Annotated in this window: 16 protein-coding genes; 8 read left to right on the top strand and 8 right to left on the bottom strand. The window is 70.5% G+C overall.

Annotation, left to right across the window (positions count from 1 at the left end; genetic code table 11):
• Positions 1-43 precede the first annotated feature (43 nt).
• Entirely contained in the window at positions 44-1573 is a 1530-nt protein-coding gene (locus K4L06_RS08505) for a YifB family Mg chelatase-like AAA ATPase (protein ID WP_221670992.1), read from the top strand.
• A gap of 263 nt (positions 1574-1836) precedes the next feature.
• Positions 1837-2385 carry an AAA family ATPase gene (locus tag K4L06_RS08500; RefSeq protein WP_221670991.1) on the top strand — a complete coding sequence of 183 codons (549 nt, stop codon included), beginning with the start codon at positions 1837-1839 and terminating at the stop codon, positions 2383-2385.
• A gap of 130 nt (positions 2386-2515) precedes the next feature.
• On the opposite strand, the gene K4L06_RS08495 is transcribed toward K4L06_RS08500, so the two are convergent.
• Positions 2516-3379, bottom strand: coding sequence for a DMT family transporter (locus K4L06_RS08495; protein WP_221670990.1), 864 nt, complete (start codon positions 3377-3379; stop codon positions 2516-2518).
• A gap of 123 nt (positions 3380-3502) precedes the next feature.
• Between K4L06_RS08495 and K4L06_RS08490 the strand changes: the two genes are divergently transcribed.
• Together K4L06_RS08490 and K4L06_RS08485 are read left to right on the top strand one after the other, a co-directional pair.
• Entirely contained in the window at positions 3503-4891 is a 1389-nt protein-coding gene (locus K4L06_RS08490; RefSeq protein ID WP_221670989.1) for a PLP-dependent aminotransferase family protein, read from the top strand.
• A 162-nt stretch (positions 4892-5053) separates the two neighbouring features.
• Positions 5054-5440: a hypothetical protein gene (locus K4L06_RS08485; protein ID WP_221670988.1), complete on the top strand. Its 387-nt coding sequence runs from the start codon at positions 5054-5056 to the stop codon at positions 5438-5440.
• Positions 5441-5462: 22 nt separating this feature from the next.
• On the opposite strand, the gene K4L06_RS08480 is transcribed toward K4L06_RS08485, so the two are convergent.
• Positions 5463-7718 carry a tetratricopeptide repeat protein gene (locus tag K4L06_RS08480; RefSeq protein WP_221670987.1) on the bottom strand — a complete coding sequence of 752 codons (2256 nt, stop codon included), beginning with the start codon at positions 7716-7718 and terminating at the stop codon, positions 5463-5465.
• Between the two features lie 445 nt (positions 7719-8163).
• Here K4L06_RS08480 and K4L06_RS08475 point away from each other — a divergent pair, with 445 nt between their 5' ends.
• Both K4L06_RS08475 and K4L06_RS08470 read left to right on the top strand, forming a co-directional pair.
• A complete protein-coding gene (locus tag K4L06_RS08475; protein ID WP_221670986.1) occupies positions 8164-8442 on the top strand; it encodes a hypothetical protein in 279 nt (92 codons plus the stop codon).
• A gap of 72 nt (positions 8443-8514) precedes the next feature.
• A complete protein-coding gene (locus K4L06_RS08470) occupies positions 8515-11421 on the top strand; it encodes a LysM peptidoglycan-binding domain-containing protein (RefSeq protein ID WP_221670985.1) in 2907 nt (968 codons plus the stop codon).
• 203 nt (positions 11422-11624) lie between these two features.
• Here K4L06_RS08470 and K4L06_RS08465 read toward each other — a convergent pair whose 3' ends face one another.
• Positions 11625-12707, bottom strand: a complete 1083-nt coding sequence (locus tag K4L06_RS08465) for a nitronate monooxygenase (RefSeq protein WP_221670984.1) — start codon at positions 12705-12707, stop codon at positions 11625-11627.
• Between the two features lie 103 nt (positions 12708-12810).
• Complete coding sequence (locus K4L06_RS08460) at positions 12811-13989, bottom strand: putative peptide maturation dehydrogenase (RefSeq protein ID WP_221670983.1); 1179 nt, start codon at positions 13987-13989, stop codon at positions 12811-12813.
• 249 nt (positions 13990-14238) lie between these two features.
• Between K4L06_RS08460 and K4L06_RS08455 the strand changes: the two genes are divergently transcribed.
• Entirely contained in the window at positions 14239-14601 is a 363-nt protein-coding gene (locus K4L06_RS08455) for an NHLP-related RiPP peptide (protein ID WP_221670982.1), read from the top strand.
• Positions 14602-14740: 139 nt separating this feature from the next.
• Here K4L06_RS08455 and K4L06_RS08450 read toward each other — a convergent pair whose 3' ends face one another.
• The 4 genes from K4L06_RS08450 to aceB all read right to left on the bottom strand — a co-directional run bounded on the left by K4L06_RS08450 (position 14741) and on the right by aceB (position 22686).
• Positions 14741-17290, bottom strand: coding sequence for a putative peptide modification system cyclase (locus K4L06_RS08450; RefSeq protein WP_221670981.1), 2550 nt, complete (start codon positions 17288-17290; stop codon positions 14741-14743).
• 25 nt (positions 17291-17315) lie between these two features.
• Positions 17316-18338 (bottom strand): GGDEF domain-containing protein, encoded by a 1023-nt coding sequence (locus K4L06_RS08445; protein ID WP_255595563.1) that lies wholly within the window; start codon positions 18336-18338, stop codon positions 17316-17318.
• Positions 18339-19580: 1242 nt separating this feature from the next.
• Positions 19581-20882, bottom strand: coding sequence for an isocitrate lyase (gene aceA / locus K4L06_RS08440; RefSeq protein ID WP_221670979.1), 1302 nt, complete (start codon positions 20880-20882; stop codon positions 19581-19583).
• Positions 20883-21051: 169 nt separating this feature from the next.
• The gene (aceB, locus tag K4L06_RS08435) at positions 21052-22686 is read right to left on the bottom strand and encodes a malate synthase A (protein ID WP_221670978.1); all 1635 of its coding nucleotides are present in this window, start codon (positions 22684-22686) and stop codon (positions 21052-21054) included.
• A gap of 133 nt (positions 22687-22819) precedes the next feature.
• Between aceB and K4L06_RS08430 the strand changes: the two genes are divergently transcribed.
• Positions 22820-23788, top strand: coding sequence for a LysR family transcriptional regulator (locus K4L06_RS08430; RefSeq protein ID WP_221670977.1), 969 nt, complete (start codon positions 22820-22822; stop codon positions 23786-23788).
• Positions 23789-23837: the final 49 nt, after the last annotated feature.

Below are 23837 nucleotides of genomic sequence, written 5' to 3'. Positions count from 1 at the left end.
CCATGCCCATTCGATATCCGCCGCAAACCGCCAGGAGCCATCGATGAACCTGGCCCTGGTTCACAGCCGCGCCCGCAGCGGCGTGCGCGCGCCCGCGGTGCGGGTCGAGGTGCACCTGGGCGGCGGATTGCCGTCGATGTCGATCGTCGGCCTGCCCGAAGCCGCGGTGCGCGAAGCCAAGGACCGGGTGCGCGCGGCGATCCAGTGCGCGCGCTTCGAATTCCCGCAACGGCGCATCACCGTCAACATGGCGCCGGCCGACCTGCCCAAGGACGGCGGACGCTACGATCTGGCCATCGCGCTCGGCATCCTCGCCGCCAGCGGGCAGATTCCGCTGGATGCGCTGGCCGAATGCGAGTTCCTCGGCGAACTCGGCCTGACCGGCGAACTGCGCGCGATCGACGGCGTGCTGCCGGCCGCGTTGGCCGCCGCCGCAGCGGGACGCCGGCTGATCGTGCCGGCCGGCAACGGCGCCGAAGCCGCGCTGGCCAGCCGGGTCGAGGCGCGCACCGGCCGCACCTTGCTCGAAGTCTGCGGCCACCTCGCGGGCCGGCACAGCCTGCCGTTGGCGCAAGCCCTGCCCCTGCTGCGCGCGCCCGGTCCGGACCTGCGCGATGTGCGCGGCCAGGCGCAGGCGCGTCGCGCCTTGGAGATCGCCGCCGCCGGCGCGCATCACTTGCTGTTGATCGGTCCGCCCGGCTGCGGCAAGACCCTGCTCGCTTCGCGCCTGCCCGGTCTGTTGCCCGAGGCCAGCGAAGACGAAGCGCTGGAAACCGCCGCGGTGGCCTCGGTCGCCGGCCACGCCAACGGCCGCGGACTGGATCCGGCGCGCTGGCGCGAACGTCCGTTCCGCGCCCCGCACCACACCGCCAGCGCGGTCGCGCTGATCGGCGGCGGCGCCGACCCGCGTCCCGGCGAAGTGTCGCTGGCCCACCACGGCGTGCTGTTCCTCGACGAGTTGCCGGAATGGGAACGGCGCGCGCTGGAAGTGCTGCGCGAGCCGTTGGAGTCGGGCACGGTGACGGTCTCGCGCGCGGCGCGCAGCGCCGAGTTTCCGGCCCGATTCCAACTGGTCGCGGCGATGAACCCCTGCCCCTGCGGCTGGGCCGGCGACAGCAGCGGCCGCTGCCGCTGCGCCGAAGAAGCGATCCGCCGCTACCGCGCGCGCATCTCCGGGCCGTTGCTCGACCGCATCGACCTGCACCTGGAGGTGCCGCGCCTGCCGCCTTCGCAACTGCGCCCGGACCAGCCCGAAGGCGAGTCCAGCGCCTGCGTGCGCGAGCGCGTGATCGCCGCGCGCGAACGCCAGCACGCGCGCGCCGGCCAGCCCAATGCCCGCCTCGACCAGGCCCAGACCGAAACCCATTGCCGCCTCACCCCGCGCGACCAGGCCCTGCTCGAACGCGCGGTCGAAGGCCTGCAACTGTCGGCGCGCTCGCTGCACCGGATCCTGCGCGTGGCCCGCACCATCGCCGACCTGGCCGGCAGCGAAGCCATCGCCACCGCGCACCTGACTGAGGCGATCGGCTACCGGCGCGGCGAACGCGGCGGCACGGCTTCGCAGGCGGCCTAGGCAGCCGATTCGACCGCCGCGGCGCCAGCCTTCGCCTACGGTCGCGCGTGTTTGAACGCTAGTGTTCGAAAACCCAGTCGATACCGCTCGCCAGACTCGGCGTCATCGCCCAGAATCCTGGCCGCGGCGGCCGGGTACCGCCTGCCGCCGCGGTTCGCGGCTTGCCGCTGTAGGCCCGGACGCCGCACGGATACTCGACGGTTTACATCCTGCCCAATCGCATCGCGCATCGCTCAGGCATCAGGCTCAGGAAACGCCGCATCGTGGACTCGCCGCCGTTCTACGTGATCACCGGCGCTTCCGGGGCCGGCAAGTCGACTCTGCTCGCGGCATTGGCCGAGCTGGGATACGCCACCGTTCCCGAAGTGGCGCGCGCCCTCGTGCAAGAGCAGAAGGCCTGCAACGGCCATCTGCTGCCGTCGACCGACCGGGCGGCCTTCATGCGCGAACTGTTGGCGCGAAACATCCAGGCGCACCAGGCGGCGCAGTCGCTGAAGCCGCCGGTGTTTTTCGACCGCGGCATTCCGGAATGCCTGGCCTGGCTCGACCTGATGGATCTGCCGATCGCGCCCGAACAGCGGACGGCGGCGGCGCGGCATCGCTACGCCGGCACTGTATTCGTCGCCGAGCCTTGGCCGCAGATCTACGTCCACGACAGCGAGCGCCATGCCAGCTTCGAACGCGCGAGCCGGTCTTACCCGGCGACCGTGGCGGCGTACGTCGAAGCCGGGTACCGAACCTGCATCCTGCCCAAGACGTCGGTGCAGGAGCGGGCCGGGTTCGTGCTTGCGCAGATGGCCGCCGGCGTCTGACGCACCCGCCGCCGCTTTCTTGTTCAGCGCGCCGATGCCGCGCCGGCGCGCTTTCCAGCCTTGCGCCGTTCGGAGGTTCGATGCTGGATCGGGCTTTGTCCGGCCTTCGCACCGGCCGGACAGGGCCGCGTCACTGCGCGAACTTCTTCGCTCCGCCGACGCAGATCACCGCGCCCAGGGTCACCGCCAGCATGGTCCAGCTCACCGTCTCGTGCAGCAGCAAGGCGGCCAGGCCCAGGCCCATGAACGGCTGCAGCAACTGCAGTTGCCCGACCGCGGCGATGCCGCCCTGGGTCAGGCCGCGGTACCAGAACACGAAGCCGATCAGCATGCTGAAAAGCGAGACGTAGGCCAGGCCCAGCCAAGCCGGCACGCCGACGTCGCGCAGCGAGGCTGGCGTGGTCCACACGGTGATCGCCAGCATCAGCGGCAACGACAACACCAGCGCCCAGCTGATCACCTGCCAGCCGCCGAGCGTGCGCGACAAGCGTGCGCCTTCGGCGTAGCCCAGGCCGCACAGCACGATCGCCGCCAGCATCAGCAGGTCGCCGCGCAGCGAGGTTTCGATCCCGCCCCAGGCGGCGTAGCCGACCACGAAGGCGCTGCCGAGCAGCGAGAACAACCAGAACGCCGGCCGCGGCCGTTCGCCGCCGCGCAGCACGGCGAACAAGGCCGTACACAGCGGCAGCAGGCCGACGAATACGATCGAGTGCGCTGCGGTGACGTGCTGCAGGGCCAGGGCGGTCAGCAAGGGGAAACCGACCACGCAGCCCAGGGCGGTCACCGCCAGCGACGGCAGGTCGGCGAGCTTGGGCCGCGGCTGCCGCAGCACGATCAACAGCACCAGCCCCAGCGCGGCGGCGATGCTGGCCCGGGCGCAGGTCAGGAAGGTCGGATCGAACTCGGCCACGGCCACCCGGGTCGCCGGCAGCGAACCGGCAAAGATGGCCACGCCGATGAAGCCGTTGATCCAGCCGCGGGTGCTCGTTTTCACCGAAGACTCCTGTGTCGTTGGCGTCCAGCAGATCACCCGGCGGCGGTTCGGGACAGGCACAATCCCAATACAATCTGAAGTAACTGTTCTGCCAATCGAGCCAGTACAGTCCAAGGAGACCGGATGGAACGCAACGGCACGCGCATCGCCGCGGTGATGGCGGAGGTGCGCTCGAAGATCGCTTCGCGGACGTATCTGCCGGGCACGCGGCTGCCGTCGGTGCGGGCCCAGGCGCGGGCATTGCGGTTGTCGGTGTCGACCGTGGTCGAGGCCTACGAGCGCCTGGCGGCCGAGGGCGCGATCGCGTCCCGCCCCGGCTCGGGGTTCTACGTCGCCGGCCCGGCCGCGCCGCTGGCGCTGACCGAAATCGGCCCGCGCCTGGATCGCGAGGTCGACCCGCTGTGGGTGTCGCGGCAGGCGCTGGAAACCGGCGCCGGCGCGCTCAAGCCCGGTTGCGGCTGGCTGCCGGCTTCGTGGATGTACGAGGCCGGGATACGCCGCGCACTGCGCGCGCTGGCGCGCGCCGACACCCTGGAACTGGCCGAGTACGCTACTCCGCTGGGCCATCCGGCGCTGCGCCGGTTCCTGTCGCGGCGCCTGGCGGCGACCGGGGTCGAGGCCGCGCCCGAGCAGATCCTGCTGACCGAGTCGGGCACCCAGGCGATCGACCTGATCTGCCGCTACCTGCTCGAACCCGGCGACACCGTGCTGGTCGACGACCCGTGCTACTTCAACTTCCATGCCCTGCTCAAGGCGCATCGCGCTCACGTGGTCGGGGTGCCCTACACCCCCGCCGGGCCGGACCTGGAGCGTTTCGAGGCGGCGGTGCAGGCGCACGCGCCGCGGCTGTACATCACCAATTCCGGGATCCATAACCCGACCGGCGCGGCGCTGTCGCCGGTGGTCGCGCACCGGCTGTTGAAAATCGCCGAGGCGGCGGGACTGGCGATCGTCGAAGACGACATCTTCGCCGACTTCGAAACCGCGCCGGCGCCGCGGCTGGCCGCGTTCGACGGCCTGGCGCGCGTGGTCCACATCGGCAGCTTTTCCAAGACCGTCTCGGCGGCGCTGCGCTGCGGCTACGTCGCCGCGCCGGCCGGCTGGGTCGAAGGCCTGGCCGACCTGAAGATCGCCACCAGCTTCGGCGGCGGGCGCCTCGCCGCCGAAGCGGTGCTGACCGCGCTGACCGACGCCGGCTACCGTCGGCACATGGAGTCGGTGCGGTTGCGCCTGGCCGAAGCCATGGACACGACCCTGAGCCGGCTCGAGGCGCTGGGCATCCGGCCCTGGCTGAGGCCGCAGGCCGGCATGTTCGCCTGGTGCCGGCTGCCCGAGGGCAGCGACGCCGCCGCGATCGCCCGCTCGTGCCTGAAGGACGGGGTGATCCTGGCGCCGGGCAACGCCTTCAGCCAATCGCACAGCGCCGGCGATTTCCTGCGCTTCAACGTCGCCCAATCCGGCGACCGTCGGGTGTTCGAGGTGCTGGCGCGAGCGATCGATGGGCAAGGCTAAGGCCGGTACGCGGCGCGCGCCGAGCCACCGAAGAACATCGACTTATCCGTCGAAACAAGGCCTTAGCCGAATTTATTCCCGTTTTGTACCCGCGGCTTCGCTGGCCTGCGCGCGCCGCCGCCGCCTACCCTGGAGCGGCCTCCCAGCCACCAGGAAGTGCTCATGTTTCGCGTCCGTGCCTTATCACCCTGTTTGCTCGCCGTCGCCGCCGCCTTCGTCGTGGTTCCCAGCGCCCAGGCGCACGAGACCGTGCCGCCGGATTGGTGCCTGGACAGCAAGCGCGAGGCCGAGATCGTCGGCAAGTTCGAGTTCGACGGCGGCGAGCTGCGCGAAGTGGCCGCCAAGTGCGGCATCGTCGAAAAGGACGACTGGCTCACCGCCAGCGCCACCCTCGCCGCCTACTGCAAGATCGTCGCGCCGCTGAAGGACGCCGTGCCCTTCGTGTTCGCGCCCGACAGCTACGCCGGCAAGGGCCACCACACCGAGTACCGCCTGGACGACGGCGCCACCGGCGTTTGCGCGGTGTGTCCGCCGCCGCCGGCCAGGTGAACCGATGCGGCAGGGACGCCGCTCACACCATCGCGTCGCGGCGGGTGTAGGCCAACACCGCGTCGACGCGTTGCTGCAAGGCGGCGCGGCTGTCGGCCGGCAGCCCGTCGCAACGGCTCAGCACGTAGTAGGCCGAGCGCAGCACGTCGCGCCAGCGCGGGTTGCGCGGCAGCTTGGACACCGCCAGATAGCGTTCCAGCGCCCGCGCGCGCAGGCGGCCGTCGTCGATGTTGACCCGCCAGATCCGGCTCTTCTCGGCCAGTTCCAGCCGGCCGGTGCCGGTGGCGCGCTCCCAGGCCTCGAGCGTGGCCAGCATCAGCTCGACCAGGCTGCGACGGAAGCCGTCGCGCACCGCCGCATCGGCGCTGCCGTCGGCGGGCGCCGCGATCGCGGCCTGCGCCGTATCCGCCGTATCCGACATGCTCACCGCGCCCGACGACGGGTCGTGGACCGCGTCGTGGACCGCGTCGTTGACGGCGGCGAGCGCGACGGCCTGCGGCGGCGCCGCGCCCGTGCCGGCGGGCTGCAGCGCCAGCACCACCAGGCCGTCGCCGCCGGCCCAGGGTTCCAAGGCCGCGGTCAGCGGCAGTCCCTGGCGCGTAGCCAGGGCCAGGCGCTGCGCCGCACTGTCTTCCATGCGTTCCAGCGCCGAGGCCAGGGCCGCGCCGCCGGCTTCGTCGACGAAGGCCGACAGCGGCTGCCCGATCAGGTTGGCCTCGTCGCCGGCGCCGAGGCGCAGCCGGCCGGCGCGATTGACCGCCAACAGCAAGCCCTCGGCATCGAGCAGGCACAGCGCGTCGTCGCGACTGTCGAGCAAGGCCTGCAGCAGGCTGCGGTCTTCGGCCAAGGCGTCGGCCTCGCGCCGGTAGCGCGCCAACTCTTCCTCGTGGCGGATGCGCCGCGCTTCCTCGCGCAGCCGTTCGCGCTGGCGTCGCCGCTGCAGCAGCAGCCACACGCCCAGCACCGCCGCCAGCCCGGCGGCGCCGGCGAACCACAGCATCAGCGTGCGCTGGCGGAACTGGGCGCTGCGCAGCCGGTTCTCGCTCTCCAGCGCGGCGATGGTGCGTTGCTGTTCGGCCGATTCGAAACGCACCCGCAGCCAATCCAGTTGCCGGTCGTGCTGGGCGCGCGCCAGGGCGATCGCCTTGGCATGAGCCTCGCGCAAGGTGGCGTTGGCGGCGCTGGCGTCGCCGGCGCTTTCCTGCGCCGCGGCCAGCGCCTCGAGCAGGGCCACCCGCATCGGATCGCCCTCGGGCACGGCCGCCAGCGCCTCGCGCAACCGCGCCGCAGCGACCGCGGTGCGCCCGGACAACTGCGCGGTGCGCGCGATCTGCAGTTGCAGCGCGGGCGGCAACGGCAGCTTCCAGGCATCGGCCAGGGCCAATGCGGCGGCGCTCCAGCGCTGCGCCTGGGCGATGTCGCCCTGCGACAGGGCGACCCGGGTCAGCCCGTCGTGCACGCGCAACTCGTACACCCGGTTGCCGTCGGCCCGGTACTCGGTCAGCGCCTCCTGCAGCCAGGCGGCGGCCTGGCGCGCGTCGCCGCTGTCCAGCGCGACCTCGGCCATGGTTTCCAGCACGTGCGCGGCCTCGACCGGCTCGGCCTTGGCCCGGTAGGCGGCCAGCGCGTCGCGGTAGTAGCGCATCGCCGGCGCGGTTTCGCCGAGCTCGCGGTACACGTCGGCGAGGTTGTTGAGCACCGCGCCGGAGATTTCGCCGCGCGCGCGCTGGATCTCCAGGCTCGCGGTCAGGCTGCGCAGGGCGCCGCGGAAATCGCCGAGCCGGCGCAGGGCGGCGCCGACGTTGCTGAGGTCGCGCGCGGTCGCGGCGCGGTCGCCGAGCTGCGCCGACAGGGTCGCGGCGCACTCGAAGCGCGCCAGCGCCTGCACGATCGCCTCGCGACGGAAATCGAGAATGCCGCGCCGCCGCACCAGTTCGTAACGCAGGCCCGCGTCGCCGGGAGCGCCGATCACCGCCTCGGCGCAATCCAGCGCGCGTTCGGCCTGCTCGAAACGGCCGGCGTCCAACTGCGACTTGGCATGCGCGAACAGGGCCGCGGCGCCGCCGTCGGCGGCGGTGGGCGCGATCCCGGCCCGCTGCAGGCACAGGGTCGGCTGCGGCAGGGTGCGCATGGCGCGCGGCGCGCCGCAGTCGGCGGCGGCCTGGGCGGTCGCGCACAGCGCCCACAGCGCCAGCGCGATGCAGGCGCTCCGCCGCAGCGGTGCGGCGCGAGCACGCAACGCCGGACAGCGGCCGGGCGCATCGACGAATCCGCTCATCGGGCCGTCCTAGGCCTCATCCATCGGCATGCCGGCGTCGGCCGGAGCCGCAGCAATCGGTGGCGGCCCGGCACAGGCGGCCGCTCGCCGGCCAGGACGCGACGTCCATGGCTGCGCACTTCGTGCCGGGCCGCGACCCCAGGGTTGCTCATCTGCCACCTGCCTCATGCTGATCAAGGCCCAGGGCGAATTCTCGCCATCCGGGCGGAGCACCTCGTCCTTGTCGGGGTCGGGCCCAGCTTAGCAGCCCGTCCGGGAGCGCCGGTAGCCGGCTCCGCCGCGCCGCGGCGGGCGCGCAAGCCCGCTACCCTCGCAGCATCGCGGCCCGACTCCTGATCGAGGACGCAGGTCGAACAGCAGACGCGATGACCGCGGCGGATGTGACCGGCGCGGCGGCATCGGCGGGCATCGGCGCGCGTCGTTGGCTACGCGGTCGCGTCGCCCGATGCCGACGCATGCCGATGCAGACTCGCCCGTGCGCAGCGACGGGCCGGTCGCAGCGTCGGCGCTGCTCGCGCTGCGGTCGCATGGCCCGTCGCGCACGGAGCGCGCCACGCTTGCGGGTTCGAGCGCAAGCGCGACGCTTCGCAGCGACGATGGGGATAAACCATTCACCGCTCGCGACATCCGTGATCAGAGTCGCGAACGCACGCATTGCGTACATATCGCGGATCGCGAAAACATCTCGAAAACATGTCGTTTCGATGACAAAACACATCCGTGATCGCCCTAGCTAGGCGAGGTCGTCGCGAGTTGTTCTAATCCGCCGACCTCCCCTCACCCAGGCGATCGCCCCATGGGCTTCCCGACTCTCGATGGCGTGTCCTACTACCCGCAGTACTTCCAGCAGCCGGCGCAAACGGTGCCGCCGCCGCAGCCGCAGGAGCAGTTCCACACCGTCGAGAACGGCGAGAGCCTGGAGTCGATCGCACAGAAGTACAGCACGCCGGAAGCGCCGGTCACCGCGCAGGACATCGCCGACCGCAACCAGCTCGGCGCGGACGGCGTGAAGCCGGGGCAGAACCTGATCGTGCCGACGATCAAGCAGCACGCCGAACCCAAGGCGGCGCCGAACGCCACGCCCGAGCAGGGCAAGAGCGATCAGGCGATGAGCAAGTACCTGACCGCCGAAGACAACCTGACCGCGTTCGAGAGCGGCTACCAGCGCAACCACAACGACCCGGACTACCAGCCGCTGCGCAGCGGTTACGCCGGCCAGGCCAACACCGCGCGCACCGAACTGCGCGACGCGATCGGCGCCGAGATCAAGGCCGAGTTCGCCGCCCGTTCGCGGCCGACCGGCGACATCTTCGACAGCAAGGCGATCGAGCAGTACGGTGCGGCGGTGATCAAGCGCTACGAGAACGACCCGGCCGGCAAGGCCGCGGCCGAGGCAGCGGTCAAGGACTTCGGCGTCCAGCACGAAGTCGACACCGCGCTGTCGACCGCCAACGCCATGGGCGACGCCAAGGGCGCGGTCGAGTCGCTGAGCCGCGACCTGCCCAAGCTGTCGCCGGAGGCGCAGACGCGACTGTTGTCCAGCCCGGGCTTCGACAAGCTGATGGACGAAAAGATCGCACCGTCGTTCACCAAGCCGCTGCAGGGCGAACCGTGGGAGAACTCGCGCAGCGGCCCGAGCGCGCCGCCGAAGGAAAGCCTGCTGCAGTTGCAGGCCCTGGTCGAGAAGGCCGATCCGCGCATCGCCAACGAACTGGCCGGACGCGGCACCGATGCGCTGAGCGATTTCTTCCAGCGCGCCGAGAAGGACGGCTACAGCATTCGCCTGGGCATCGAAGGCACCACCGCGCTGGTGAACATCGCCGGACGCGTCGGCAATACGGCCGACGGTCTTGCGGTGGTCCAGCGCATGGCCGACCTGCCGGTCGACGCCAGCCAGATCCACCTCGCCGTGACCGAAGGCGCGCGCCCGGACCTGCTGGTCGCGATCGCCAAGGCCGGCGGCGGCGAGCGCATCACCGCCACCGCGATCGAAGGCGTCAAGACCTATGCCGGCAGCCTCAACGGCGACGTCGACAAACTGGCCAAGGCCACCGACGAGCTGACCTGGCTGATCAGCAACCACGGCGGCTCGATGACGCCGGACCAGCTCAACAAGGCGATCCAGGACTACACCGCCGACCAGCTGAAGAAAGATCCGAACTGGGAAAAGAACATCCAGGCGATGGAAGAAAAGGTCGCCAAGGGCGGCCAGACCCTGCTCGATCAGATCGAAAGCCTGAGCAACCTGCCGCCGGATCAGAAGGCCGCCGCCGACAAGGCCATCGAAGGCATCCTCGGCGACTCCAAGTCCTCCTACGCGATCAGCCTGGCGCTGAAGAAGCATCCGGAGTACATCGACAGCGAGGCCGGCAAGCGGCTGATGCAGAAGAACGCCTACGACGCCAAGCTCGGCGAACAGGGCCTGAAGCTGACCAAGGAACTGGCCAACGCCTACATCCGCAACGACGTGCTGGCGGCGGCGCAGAACTACGACCCGCGCAACCCGGCCAGCATCCAGCAGGCCGAGCAGGCGATCGAGCGGCTGAAGAACCCGACCCTGGTCAAGGCGCTCGGCATGGACGTCGACAGCAGCAAGTACCAGAGCTACGTCAAGCTGGTCGACGAGTTGAAGAAGAGCCTGCCGGCGGCCGGCGACGGCACCCAGCAGATCGTCGACAAGCTCAAGACCCACGCCGATGCGATGGACAACGTCGACCGGCATTTCACCGCCGAAGGCCATCGCCCGACCTTCGAGAAGAACCAGCCGGTCGGCCAGGTGCTGCGCATGGTCGGCGTCGGCTTCGCCACCATCGGCTACCTCAACTCGCAGGGCAAGGCCAACGACGGCCAGTTCACCCTGGCCAACCGCAACGACATCAAGGCCATCGTCGACGCCGCCTCGCTGGGCCAGAAGGGCACCGAGCTCGCGGTCGGCCTGGGCATGGTCGCCGAGAACTCGGCCCTGGGCCGCTTCGGCGCCGGCAACCGCGCCAACGACGGCAGCAGCATCGACCCGGGCCGCATGACCCGCGCCGACCGCGTGTTCGGCCACCTCAGCGCCGGACTCGATTACTGGGCGGCGGCGACCAGCTACTCCGCAGGAGACAACGTCCGCGCCGGCTTGTACGCGGTCAGCGGCGTCGGCGGCACCATGGCCGCGCTGTCGGGCACCAGCCTGGCCGCTTCGCTCGGCGCCGGCAGCTGGCTGGGCCCGGTCGGCATCGCCCTGGTCGCGATCGGCACGATCGGCCTGACCATGAAGGACCGGGTCGATCACTCCAATGCGCACATGAACGAAACCTCGGCCAAGTTCCTCAGCCATGCCGGCTTCGACGCAGCCACCTCCAAAGCCTTGGTCGACCAGAGCGGCGAAGGCTGGAGCCCGGTGACGCTGCTCACCCGCTACGCCACCGACAAGGGCTACAAGCTGGACAATCCGGCCGACCAGAAGAAGTTCGTCGACTGGGTCAACAGCATGGACGACGGCCAGCTCGACAAGTTGCGCAGCCAGCTGCATTTCGCCCTGGACGACATCGACGGCGACGTCGGCAAGTTCGGCAGCGACACCACGGTCTACCGTCCGGAAACCTTCATCCACGGCGGCGGCGGCATGGCGGTGAAGGTCAACGCGAACATCAGCACCATCGGCCACCTCGAGGCGGTGATCCGCGACCTGGGCCTGCCGGAACTGCCGAAAGCCTGAGGGTTCGCCGCTCGCGGGTTGCGGCGCGGGGAAGCCGAAAAGCAAATCCCCCCTACCCCCCTTTTTCAAAGGGGGGAAAGGCAAGAGCGCAAGGGCTGTTCCCTTATGAAGCCGCCACGGCTGTTCCCCCCTTTGAAAAAGGGGGGTAGGGGGGATTTGCTTTTGCCCTGCCGCTCTACCGCTCCGGCGCTATCGCCGCCCCCTCAGCGCCGCAACAACGCCAATGCTTCCTGCGCCAGAGCGCGCGTCAACTCGTACGCCGGCAACTCGCGTCCCAGCCGCGCCGCCTGCCCCGACCACAGCGGCATGAAGCCGGCCTCGCCGGCGGCTTCGGCCGGCGCGCGCAACGGCGCCAGCGCGCCGCCGGCGAGCGGGAATTCCGGCGCCAGCGCGGACACCGGGCCGAGTTCGCGCATCAAGCGGTTGACGATGCCGCGCGCCGGCCGGCCGGTGAACAGATTGGTCAGCGCGGTGCCGTCGTCGCGCGCCTCGCGCAGGGCCTGCCGGTGCAAGGGCGAGAGCTTCGCCTCCGGGCAGAACAGATAGGCGGTGCCCAGTTGCACCGCCGCCGCGCCGAGCGCGAATGCGGCGGCGATGCCGCGCGCATCGCCGATGCCGCCGGCGGCGATCACCGGCACCCGCACCGCATCGACCACCTGCGGCAACAACGCGAACAGGCCGACCTGGGTCGACACACCGTCTTTAAGCGGGCCGTCGTACAGGAATACGCCGCGATGGCCGCCGGCCTCGGCGCCCTGGGCGATGATCGCATCGCAGCCGTGCGCTTCCAGCCAGCACGCCTCGGCCACCGTGGTCGCCGAGGACACGATGCGCGCGCCGGTCGCGCGCACGCGTTCGAGCAGCGGCGGCGCCGGCAGGCCGAAGTGGAAGCTGACCACCTGCGGCCGCACCTGCTCGACCAGCTCGCAATACGCCGGGTCGAACGGCGCCCGGCTCGACGGCGTCGTCGGCAGCGACGGGGCCAGGCCGTATTCGCGGTAATAGCCGGCCAGGCGTTCGCGCCAGGCCGCCTCGCGCGCCGGGTCCGCTGCGGGCGGGCGATGGCAGAAGAAATTGAGGTTCAGCGGCGCAGCGGTCGCCTCGCGCACCTGCCGGCATTGCGCCAGCGCCTGCTCGACGCTCAGCGTCGCGCACGGCAGCGAACCGAGCGCCCCTGCCCGGGCGGCGCCGATCGCCAGCTCGGCCAGGTTCGACCCGGCCATCGGCGCCTGCACGATCGGCAGTTCGATGCCGAACAAGTCCTGGATACGGCGGTCGGGCCACATGCGCGTCGCACCTGTCGTAACGGGAGGCCCAGCATGCCACCGCGGCCATGGCGTCGTCCTGGCCGCGCTTGGCCGACCCGCGCGCGACGCCTGCGCGCGACCGCTACCGCGCCGGCCGCGGCCAGATCGCGCCGCTGGGATCGAACTCGGTGTTGCGCATGCGCTCGCCGCGCCAGCCGAAGCCGCAGATCGCCAGCGGCCCTTCGACCAGCGGATCCAGGCCGAAGGCCTGCTCGATGTCGACCTCGTTGATCGCCGCAGTGACGAAGGCGCCCAGGCCGAGTTCGGTCGCGCTGAGGTACAGGGTCTGCGACAGGTGACCGCTGTCCAGCAGCAGGGCGCGGTAGGCCTTGGCGTGGTACCGGTACTTCCAGAAGCTGCGCGCGTAGCGCGGGGTCAGCACCGCCATCGCCGCGGCATCGGCGAACCAATGCTGTCCGGCCAGGGCGCGCAGGGCGAACTGGTGCAGCTCGCCGTCCGGCGCCGGCAAGGGTTCCAGCGCGTGATCGACCGGGTGGTAGTGGTACAGCCCCGGCGCGATGCCGTCGACGCGCTGCACGATCAGATAGGCCTCGGTCGGATGCAGGCCGCCGCCGGAGGGCGAGTGCTTCTTGAGGAACACCGTGTCGTCGGCGACCGCGACCATCGATTGCGCGGCGAACACGCGCTGCAGCATATGCGCGAACAGCTCGCGGCTCAGCGTCCGCGCGGGGTCGAAGTTGCGGCAGGTCGCGCGCTGGGCGAGCAGGCGGTCGAAATCGGTATCGCCGGCGCGCGGCAAGGCCAGCCTGGGCCCGGCATCGGCGCGCGACGGCGCGTGCGGCGGCGGCGCGCCGAGCTTGCGCCGCAGATCCGGCGCGGTGTGCAGTTCGTTGGCCTCCATCGCGCCGACGCTGTCCAGGCCCTGCCAGCGCGCCAGCCGGTGCATCATCGCCGCGGCCGGCCACCAGTACGCCGCACGCAGGCGTTCGTCGCGTTCGCGCCAGGCCGCGCGCGCCGGCTCGTCGCCGTCGCTCAGCACCAGGCCGGCCTCCAGCAGTCGCGCCAGGGTCGCGGCGTCGGCGTCGAAGGCCGCCGCGTCGACCCATTCGCCCGGGCCGATCCGGCCGAGCAGTTCGCGCTGCGCCGCGTCGATCTCGGTCTCGCCGTCCAGATGCGCGGCCAGCGCCAGCCAGCGCCGTCGCCGCGCCAGTCCGGCGCCGCCGGACAGCAGCGACGACAGATCGAAAGCCACGTCTTCGCGCGGCTCCAGGAACAGCACGCTGCAACGGCGAATGCGCATGAACGCCCCGAGTCGTAGAAGGAGCGCCGCGAGGCGGCGTCCGCGGCGCGCGTATCGCGCCGGCAGGCGCCATGATGCCGGGCGATGCCGCAGGCAGCTAGCTGAACGCGTTCATCGGAACGCGATTGGCCGACCCTCCAGCGCTTTCGCGTGACTGCTCAGTGGAGCGTAAAGGTTGTTCGCCGCTCCACATCAGAGATAAATTCCGCCGCAGACAGGCCCAAGCCGGGTCTTCACAAGGGGAAACAGATGTCTATCGAAAACAACGGCCAGCCCGGGCATCCGCCGTTGGCGCCCGAAGTCGCCGACAAGTTGCTCGATCTGCTGAGCTCGGACGACCAGTTTCGGCAAAGCTTCGCCAGCAATCCCGAGGGTGCGCTGCAAAGCCTCGGCCTGGCGCCGCTGCAAAGCGAAGCCGCGCTGGCCGGCGGCAGCTGCCTCAACGTCAGCATGCTGGCGAGCAAGGAAGAACTGCAGGCCTCGCGCGACGTGCTGCGCGACTACTTCACCTCGGCCGGTACCCACACCGTGGTGTTCGTGCTCGAGTTCGGCCAGGTCCAGGCCACCGCCGGCGGCGCCGTCGGCTCGGGCGGCGGCAGCGTACTGAGCTAAGCCGCGTCCGGCGATTCCGCGCGGCGCCGGGCCGGGGAGCCCGCCGCCGCGACGGAACCGCCCTGTTCCGCTACGCCGTAGCGCACGCCGCGAAGCCGGGCCCCGGCCCGCGCCGGCGGCGAAAGCCGTCGTTCCGGTTTCAACCGGCCGCAGCCATCGGCGCGGTCACCTTGATCACCGCCACGGTGCGCGCCGATTCGCGTTGCGCGCGCGCGGCGTCGGCGACGTTCATCGCCACGAAGACCTGGCCGCCGAACGGTTCGGCGTAGGCGCGGCCGCGGTGCTCGGCGATCCACTGGTTCTCGCGCGCGGCCTCGTCGCTGCGGCCGGCCGCGAGCAAGGCATCGCGCAAGGCGACCCGGGCCTGGAACGGCTCCCTGTCGTCGAGCAGGGCGCGCAACTCGCGCACCGCGCGCTGCGGATCGCCGCCCAGGCGCGCCTGTTCGGCGTAGGCGACCCGCAGCAGCTTCTGCGACTGGACGTTGCCGCTGGCGTCGACCAGCCCGGCCACCCGCGGCAACAGGCGTTCGGCCACGGCGCGCTCGCCCTGGCGCTGCGCCAGCCGCACCGCCGCCAGCGCGATCACCGAGAAATCGTCCTGGTCGGCGCTGCCGGGCTTGGCCGCATCGTTGAGCACGCCCTGGGCGAACTGTTCGATCTCGCTGGCGCTGGGCCGGTTCTGGCCGGACACGCTGCGCACCAGCAAGTCGGTGAAGCGGATCGGATGCCGCACCAGCGGGCCGGCGTCGCGCGCCGCCTCGGCCGCCTTGCGCGACAGCTCGCGCGCGCGGGCCAGGTCGTTCTGATCGAGGGCGACGGAGATGCGCTCGAACTGCACGGTCAGGTTGGCCGAGCCGATATCGCCGTCGGCGGTGAGCCCGTCGAGGATCCGGTTGGCCTCGTCGAAGCGGCGCATCGCCGCCAACGCGGCGGCATGGCGGCGGTTGGGCGGGTAATGGCCGCTGGCCTCGGCCTGCTTGAACGATTCGATCGCCTTGGCGTAGCGTTCCTGCGACAGGTGCACGCGGCCGGCCAGTTCGAAGGCGACGTTGCGCAGCGGCTCCTGCGGCGCGGTGGCCGCGGTGGTCGCCGCAAGCGCGTCCTTGAAATCGTTGGCCAGGAACTCGGACCAGGCGTACTGGTAGCGGCCGGCGAAGTAGTCGGGATAGAACTCGGCCAGCATCCGCCACTTCTGCGGCGCGTTGCGCGAGGGCTTCGGGCCGAATTCCGCGGCCCAGGCGTCCAGGTACATCGCCTCGCGCGGGGTCAGGTGGTCGCGCAGCTGCTGGGCCTTCTCCAGGTACGGCCGCGCCGCGTCGGTGTCGGCGTTGCTGACGTATACCCGCATCACGCCCATGTGGGCGAGGGCGAAATTGGGGTCGATCTGGACCGCGCGCTGGAAGTACTGCAGAGCGTCGTCGAACTGGCGATGCGCGTACGCCTTGGCGCCCAGGGCGTAGGCGCGCAGCGCGTCGAGGTTGCCGGTGGCGACCTTGGGCAGCGGCTCGGAATCCTTCTCGATGTTCTTCAGCGCCTCGCCGAGCTTGCCGCGCAGGGCGGTGGTGACCTCGTCGATCGAGGCCAGGGCCGAGGCCGCGCCGACCCCGTCGGCGGATTCGGCGTAGACCGTGGTCTGGGTGTGCGGATCGATGACCTCGGCGCTGACCCGCACCCGTCCGCCGACTTCGGCCACGGTCGGCAGGATCACCGCGCGCGCGCCGTCGCGCAGCGCGATCTCCGAGGCGATCGAGCGGTCGAGCACGGTGTCCGGCTTGCGGTGCATGCGGTCGAGGGTGTCGCGCGCCTTGAGGTCGGACAGCACGTTGACGTAGCGCGACTGCTCCAGGCTGATCCGGAACGCCTGCTCCAGCGAATCGTCGAGCACGCTCTGGCCGGTCAGGTTGCGCAGGTCGCCGACCACCACCCAGTCGCGCTGGTTGAAGGCGATCGCCGGCTGCGGCCGGGTCGCGAACCAGATGCCGGTGCCGATCACCGCCAGCACCGCGAGCTCCGCCGCCAGCGCCGCCGGGCGCCGCCACAGCGGGATGTCGCGCCAGGCCTTGGGCCCGTTCGGCGGCGCGCGCAGCGGGGCGATCCCGGGCTCGCCGACCTCGTAGATTTCCTGCGGCTCGGGCACGCCCTTGAAGCGCCAGCGGCCGTGCGATTTCCACAGCAGTTGCTGGCCGCGCTCGCCCAGCTCGCGCGCGGCGCGATGGGCCAGCGGCTCGGCCACCGCCGAGAGCAGGATCTGCCCCGGCCGCGCGGTCGCCATCAACCGCCCCGCCATCGGCTTGGCCAGTCCCTCGACTTCGACCGGCTTGGCCCCGACCCGCACCGCCTCGTCGCTGTTGCGCCAGGTCAGCACCTCGCCGACGTGCAGGCCGGCGCGGGCCTTGAGCTCGACCTTGCGGCTGGCGCCGAGCTCGCGCAGGCCGCGGGCGTAGTCCAGGGCGAAGCCGAGGCCGTCGATCGGGCGCTCGAACAGCAGCAACAGGCCGTCGGAGCGGTCGATCAAGCGCCCGCGCCAACGCTGCTGCAGCTGCAGCACCAGGCGATCGTGCTCGCGGAACAGACCCGCCGCCGGGCCGTCGCCGAGCCGTTCGACCAGGGTGGTCGAATCGCACAGGTCGGTCAGCAACAGGGTCCGCAGCTGCGGCCCGTCGGGGTTCGGGCGGTGGGCGTCGTTCATCAACGGCATCCTTGTCGACGATGGCTCAGGCCGGCGTCAGTTCGGCATCCTGCCAATGCACCCGATTGCCGCCCAGGCGCTTGGCCTGATACAGCGCGCCATCGGCGTGCGCATACCAATCGTTCCAATCGTACTTGGCGCTGACCAGGCAGGCGCCGACGCTGACCGGGCAGATCGTCGGCGGCGACTGCGGGATATCCAGCAGGCCGTGCACGGTCGCGACGATGAACTCGGCGAAGCGCATGACGTCCTGGCGGGTCGAGGCGGCCACCAGCAGGCAGAACTCGTCGCCGCCGAGGCGGCAGGCGATGTCCTCCGGCCCGGCCACCGAGCGCAGGATATTGGCCACGCTCTGCAGGACCCGATCGCCGGCCAGGTGGCCGTGGTCGTCGTTGACCTGCTTGAAGCGGTCGCAGTCGACCAGGATCAGGCCCATGGTCTCCGGCATGCCCAGGGCGCGGCTTTCCTGCAGATGCAGGGTCAGGCCGCGGCGGTTGTACAGCCCGGTCAGGTCGTCGGTGCGGACCAGTTCTTCGGTCTGGTTGAGCTGGTGGGTGGTCGCGTACAGGCTGTCGAGCGCGGCCTCCAGGTCCTGGTTGCGCCGGCGCAGGCGCCGGATCAGGCTTTGCTCGTTGAGCACCACGCGCATGATCGCGCGGCGCAGGAAATGCGAGACCAGGGCCGGGTCGCGATCGACCAGGCGCTGGAACTCCTCGTGGCGCAGTTCGACCAGCAGGCCGTCGGTGGCGGCGATGGCGTCGGCGCTGCGGGCGTGGTCGCCGATCAGCAGGCCGAGCTCGCCGAAGAACTCGCGCACGCCCAGGCGCTTGGTCACCAGGTCGTCGCCGAAGTCCAGCAGGACCGCGCCGCGGGCGATCACGAACATGGTGGTGCCGAGCTCGCCGCGGCGGAACACGACCTGGCCGGCCTCGACCCGGCGCGGGCGGCCGATCTCGGCGAACAATTCGAATTCGCCGGGCGTGAGGACGGCCGTCGCCGCGTCCGTCGGCGCCGCGGTCGTCATCGTATTGTCGGTCTCACGGGCCATCGTCGGCACCGTCACGTCGCGATTCATCCCGATCTCCCCACACCCCGCGTCCTGTGGGGCCACAGCGGCAGGATAGCACCTGGTCTGAACGGCTAACGCCGTGCACCGGCCGGATCGGCCAGCGCTCTGCCGAGGGCGCAGGCCCGATCGCCGCGGCGCCATGATGGCACGGCGCCCACGGCGGACGCATGTTGCAGCGACGCAACCCGGCGAGCCGCCGCGCACCGTCGGCGGACATGTGCCGGCCTATTCATTGGACCGGCCTCCGGCCAAGCCCGACGGCAAGGACGGTCGCCCGTTCAGGACGCCCGACGACGCGCGGGTCCGCACCGGGCCGGCTCGCGGGCGCCCTAGTTAATTAGTCGTAGCGGGACCGCGACGGCCGCGGCGAACCGGGCCCCCGCCCCGCTGCCGGCTACCCGCGACCGGGCCGACCGATCTCGGCCTGTGCCCAAGGATGACGCCAAGATGGCGCTCACCGTTGCCGTTGCCGTTGCCGTTGCCGTTGCCGTAAAGAGCTTGGCGGAGCTTCGACCTCGCGAGAACGCCCTGAAGCCCCGAAGGGCGGGCCGCACGGATGCGGCCCGTGCGCAGCCAGGCCAGGGATGGCCTGTGCGGAGCAGCCCTGCGCAAACCACGTCCCATAGTGGCTTTTGATTCGAAACAGCCATGGCGTTTTCTTTGGTTACTTTCTTTGTCGCCTTGGACAAAGAAAGTGACCCGGCCGCTTGCGGACGGAAGCTTTGCTTTGGAGCTTTGGAGCTTTGGAGCTTTAGAGCTTCGAAGCCTTAGAAACCTTCGAACCACAAACGGCGCGAGACCGTAAGAACGCGGTCGCGGCTTGCGCCGCTCCTACAGGGGGCGCAGGACGAAGGCGCGGCGAGATCGCGGCGACGGTTTCAAGTTTCGATCGCTAGCGTCGGCCTTGGATTTTCTGCGCGTCCCTTGGTCGCGGCTCACGCCGCTCCTACAAGGGCGCAGGACAAAGACGTGGCGAGATCGGGGCGATGGTTTTGGGTTTCGATCTATGGCGTCGGCCTTGGATCTTCTGCGCGTTCCGTGGTCGCGGCTCATGACCGAAGGAAATCCCTGTGGGACGCCGCTCCTACAGGATCCAGGAGAAGACGCGGCGAGAGGGAGCGGGAACGATGATGCCGCGCGGCGCAAAAGACGAGGGCCCCGCGTGGGGCCCTCGGGGGCGGCGGCGCCGCAACGCCGCCGCGATCGGTCCGGCCTGCGGCCTCAGGCCGCGACTTTGGCGCCGTCGTGGAACTGCTCTTCCTCGGTCGAGCCCTTCAGCGCCACCGTCGAGGACTGCCCGCCCTGGATGGTCTGGGTCACCGCGTCGAAGTAGCCGGTGCCGACCTCGCGCTGATGCTTGACCGCGGTGAAGCCCTTGTCGGCGGCGGCGAACTCGGCCTCCTGCAATTCGACGAAGGCGCTCATCTGCCGGCGCGCATAGCCGTGCGCCAGGTTGAACATCGAGTAGTTCAGCGAATGGAAGCCGGCCAGGGTGATGAACTGGAACTTGTAGCCGTAGGAGGCGATTTCCTTCTGGAACTTGGCGATGGTGGCGTCGTCCAGGTTCTTCTTCCAGTTGAAGCTCGGCGAGCAGTTGTAGGCCAGCAGCTTGCCCGGGAACTTGGCGTGGATGGCCTCGGCGAACTGGCGCGCGAATTCCAGGTCCGGCTTGCCGGTCTCGCACCACACCAGGTCGGCGTAGGGCGCGTAGGCCAGGCCGCGGCTGATCGCCTGATCCAGGCCGTTGCGGGTCTTGTAGAAGCCTTCGACGGTACGCTCGCCGGTGGTGAAGGGCTGGTCGTTGGAGTCGATGTCGGCGGTCAGCAGGTCGGCGGCTTCGGCGTCGGTGCGGGCGACGATCAGGGTCGGCACGCCCATCACGTCGGAGGCCAAGCGCGCGGCGACCAGCTTCTCGACCGCTTCGCGGGTCGGCACCAGCACCTTGCCGCCCATGTGGCCGCACTTCTTGACCGAGGCCAGCTGGTCTTCGAAGTGCACGCCCGAAGCGCCGGCCTCGATCATGCCCTTCATCAGCTCGAAGGCGTTGAGCACGCCGCCGAAGCCGGCTTCGGCGTCGGCCACGATCGGCTGCAGGAAGTCGACTTCGCCGCTGCCTTCCGAGCACTGGATCTGGTCGGCGCGCAGCAGGGTGTTGTTGATCCGGCGCACCACCTGCGGCACCGAGTTGGCCGGGTACAGCGACTGGTCGGGGTACATCTCGCCGGCGATGTTGGCGTCGGCGGCGACCTGCCAGCCCGACAGATAGATCGCCTTGAGTCCGGCCTTGACCTGCTGCATGGCCTGGTTGCCGGTCAGCGCGCCGAGGGCGTTGATGAAGTCCTCGGTCTGCAGGTAGTTCCACAGCTTGGCGGCGCCGAGCTTGGCGATGGAGTGTTCGACCGGCACGGTGCCGCGCAGGCGCACCACGTCCTCGGCCGAGTACGGGCGGGTGATGCCGGCCCAGCGCGGATTGGTCGCCCAATCGTGGCGGAGTTGGTCGGCGGTCGGCAGCGTGTGGCTCATGACTTCGATTCCTTACGTTGGGTCTGGTGACGTGGGGGCGTGATGGGAAACTGGGCGGGAGCGGCGTCCTACAGGGATCGCCTTCGGGCACAAGCCGCGACCTCGGACTCGCGATGCGCTTGCGGTATCGCGGTCGCAGCTCGCGCCGCTCCTACCCCTGAAGCGGGGATCAGTCGATGCGTTCGTAGGCCGGCAGGGTCAGGAACTCTTCCAGGGTGTCGGCGTGGGTCAGGCGGTCGAGCATCGCGATGGCTTCGTCGAGCTTGGAGCCGCCCGGCAGCTTCATGCGCTCGGCGAGCTTGCTCGGCAGGCCGATCAGGGCGCGTTCGAGCAGGGCGAAATCGATCGGGGTGCCGTCGTCGAGGAACAGCCCGCCGGCGTGCAGCCACTGCCACAGCTGGGTGCGGGCGATCTCGGCGGTGGCGGCGTCTTCCATCAGCCAATGGATCGGCACGCAGCCGTTGCCTTCCAGCCAGGCCGCCAGGTAGCGCACGCAGACCTCGACGTTGCCTTCGAAACCGGCGCGGGTGACCGTGCCCAGACAGGGCTTGATCAGGTCGTCGCGGATGATCAGCACGTCCTCGCGCAGCACGTGCTGCTGGTGCGGGGTCGGCATGCGCTCGTCGAAGATCCGCATCGCCAGCGGGATCAGCGCCGGATGCGCGACCCAGGTGCCGTCGTGGCCGGCGGTGACCTCGCGCAGCTTGTCGGCGCGGACCTTGGCCAGCGCGGCCTCGTTGCCGGCCTCGTCGCCGCTGATCGGAATCTGCGCCGCCATCCCGCCCATCGCGTGCGCGCCGCGCTTGTGGCAGGTCTGGATCAGCAGTTCGGAATAGGCGCGCAGGAACGGCTGGGTCATGGTGACCTGGCCGCGCTCGGGCAGGACCTTGTCGCGGTGCGCGCGGAAGGTCTTGAGGTAGGAGAACACGTAATCCCAGCGGCCGCAGTTGAGGCCGGCGATGCGGGTGCGCAGCGCGTGCAGGATCTCGTCCATCTCGAACACCGCCGGCAAGGTCTCGATCAGTACGGTGACCTTGATCTGGCCCGGCGCCAGGCCGAGCTCGGCCTCGACCCGGTCGAGCACCTCGTTCCACAGCTGCGCCTCTTCCATCGACTGCAGCTTGGGCAGGTAGAAGTAGGGGCCGCGGTCCAGCGCCGCCAGCGCCTTGGCGTTGTGGAAGGCGAACAGGCCCAGGTCGAACAGGCTGCCGGACATGGCCGCGCCGTCGATGCGCACATGCTTCTCGTCCAGGTGCCAGCCGCGCGGGCGCACCATCAGCACCGCCTGCTCTTCGAACGGCTTGAGGGTGTAGTGCTTGGCGCCGTCGGGCGCCATCCAGTCCAGGGTGCCGGCGACCGCCTTGCGCAGCGCGCGCTGGCCGGTCAGCAGGTTGGCCCAGGTCGGCGAGGTGCTGTCCTCGAAGTCGGCCATGTAGACCTTGGCCCCGGAGTTCAGCGCGTTGATGACCATCTTCGGGTCGACCGGGCCGGTGATCTCGACCCGGCGGTCGAGCAGCGCGGCCGGCAGCGGCGCGACCCGCCACTGGCCGTTGCGGATCTGCGCGGTGTCGGCGCGGAAGTCCGGCAGGCCGCCGGCGTCGTAATAGGCCTGGCGCTCGCGGCGCGCGGCCAGGCGGGCCTGGCGCGCCGGCTCGAAGCTACGGTGCAGGCCGGCGAGGAACTCCAGGGCGGCCGGGGTCAGCAGCGACTCCTGACCGGCCACGACGGCGGTCAGTTCGATGCCGTCGCCCGGCGACCGTTGCTGGGGATGGGGGTCCTGCCACTGCGCGATCACTGCCGACATGGTGCGACTCCTGGGGGAGAGGGCCGCTCCCGACGAGCCGACCCGACGCCCCCGACCATGCGCCGGCGTGTTGTATTTGACAATCAAGTTTTTTCAATGCATATCATTTGAAGAAATTATACTTGACTGTCACATGACACCGCCCCGAACCCTAAGTCCGCGATTCGCTTACAAAAGCGATCGGCTCAAGCCGCTGCGCGCGTTCTGCCAAACGGCGCGTCTGGGGTCGGTCTCACGTGCGGCTGAGGCGCTTTATCTGAGCCAGCCGGCCGTGACCCTGCAGTTGCAGGCGCTGGAACGCGAGATGGGCGTGCGCCTGCTCGAGCGCAGCGGGCGCCGGGTGGCGCTGACCCGCGAGGGCGAGGAGCTGTACGAACTGGCCCGGCCCCTGGTCGAAGGCCTGGACGCCCTGGACGGCACCTTCCGCGAGCGGATCCGCGGCCTCGACGCCGGCGAGCTCAACGTCGCCGCCGGCAGTTCGACCATCCTCTACCTGCTGCCCAAGATCGTCGAAGCCTTCCGCGCCTCCCATCCGGAGGTGCGCCTGACCCTGCACAACGTCACCGGCGCCGGCGGCCTGGACCTGCTGCGCTCGGATGGGGTCGACCTGGCGGTGGGCTCGATGCTCGATGTGCCCGGCGACCTCAGCTACGCGCCGGTGTATCGCTTCGAACCGATGCTGATCGCGCCGCGCAAGCATCCGCTGGCCCAACTCGACCGGGTCAGCCTGCAGGACCTCAGCCCCTACGGCCTGATCCTGCCGCCGCAGCGCCTGACCACCTACCGCATGGTCGACCTGGTGTTCCAGCAGAACCGGGTGCCGTACACGGTCGCGCTGGAAGTCGGCGGCTGGGAAGTGATCAAGCAGTACGTGGCGATGGGACTGGGGATCAGCATCGTCACCGCGATCTGCCTGACCGAGGCCGACCGCGCGCGGCTGTGCGTGCGTTCGCTGGCCGAGTACTTCCCTTCGCGCAGCTACGGCGTGGTGGTGCGCAAGGGCAAGTACCTGTCGCCGCAGGCGCGCGCCTTCACCGAACTGATCCAGCCGGCGCTGTTCGAGCGCGCGGATTACTACGCCACCGGGCAATCCGATCGCTGAAACGAAAAGCGGCGGGAGCTCGCGCTCCCGCCGCCTCATGGTTCAAGCG

The organism is Lysobacter sp. BMK333-48F3 (genome assembly GCF_019733395.1).
Taxonomy (GTDB): Bacteria; Pseudomonadota; Gammaproteobacteria; order Xanthomonadales; family Xanthomonadaceae; genus Lysobacter.
The sequence above is the reverse complement of the archived record's forward strand: the minus strand, read 5'-3'. Positions and strand labels throughout refer to the sequence as shown.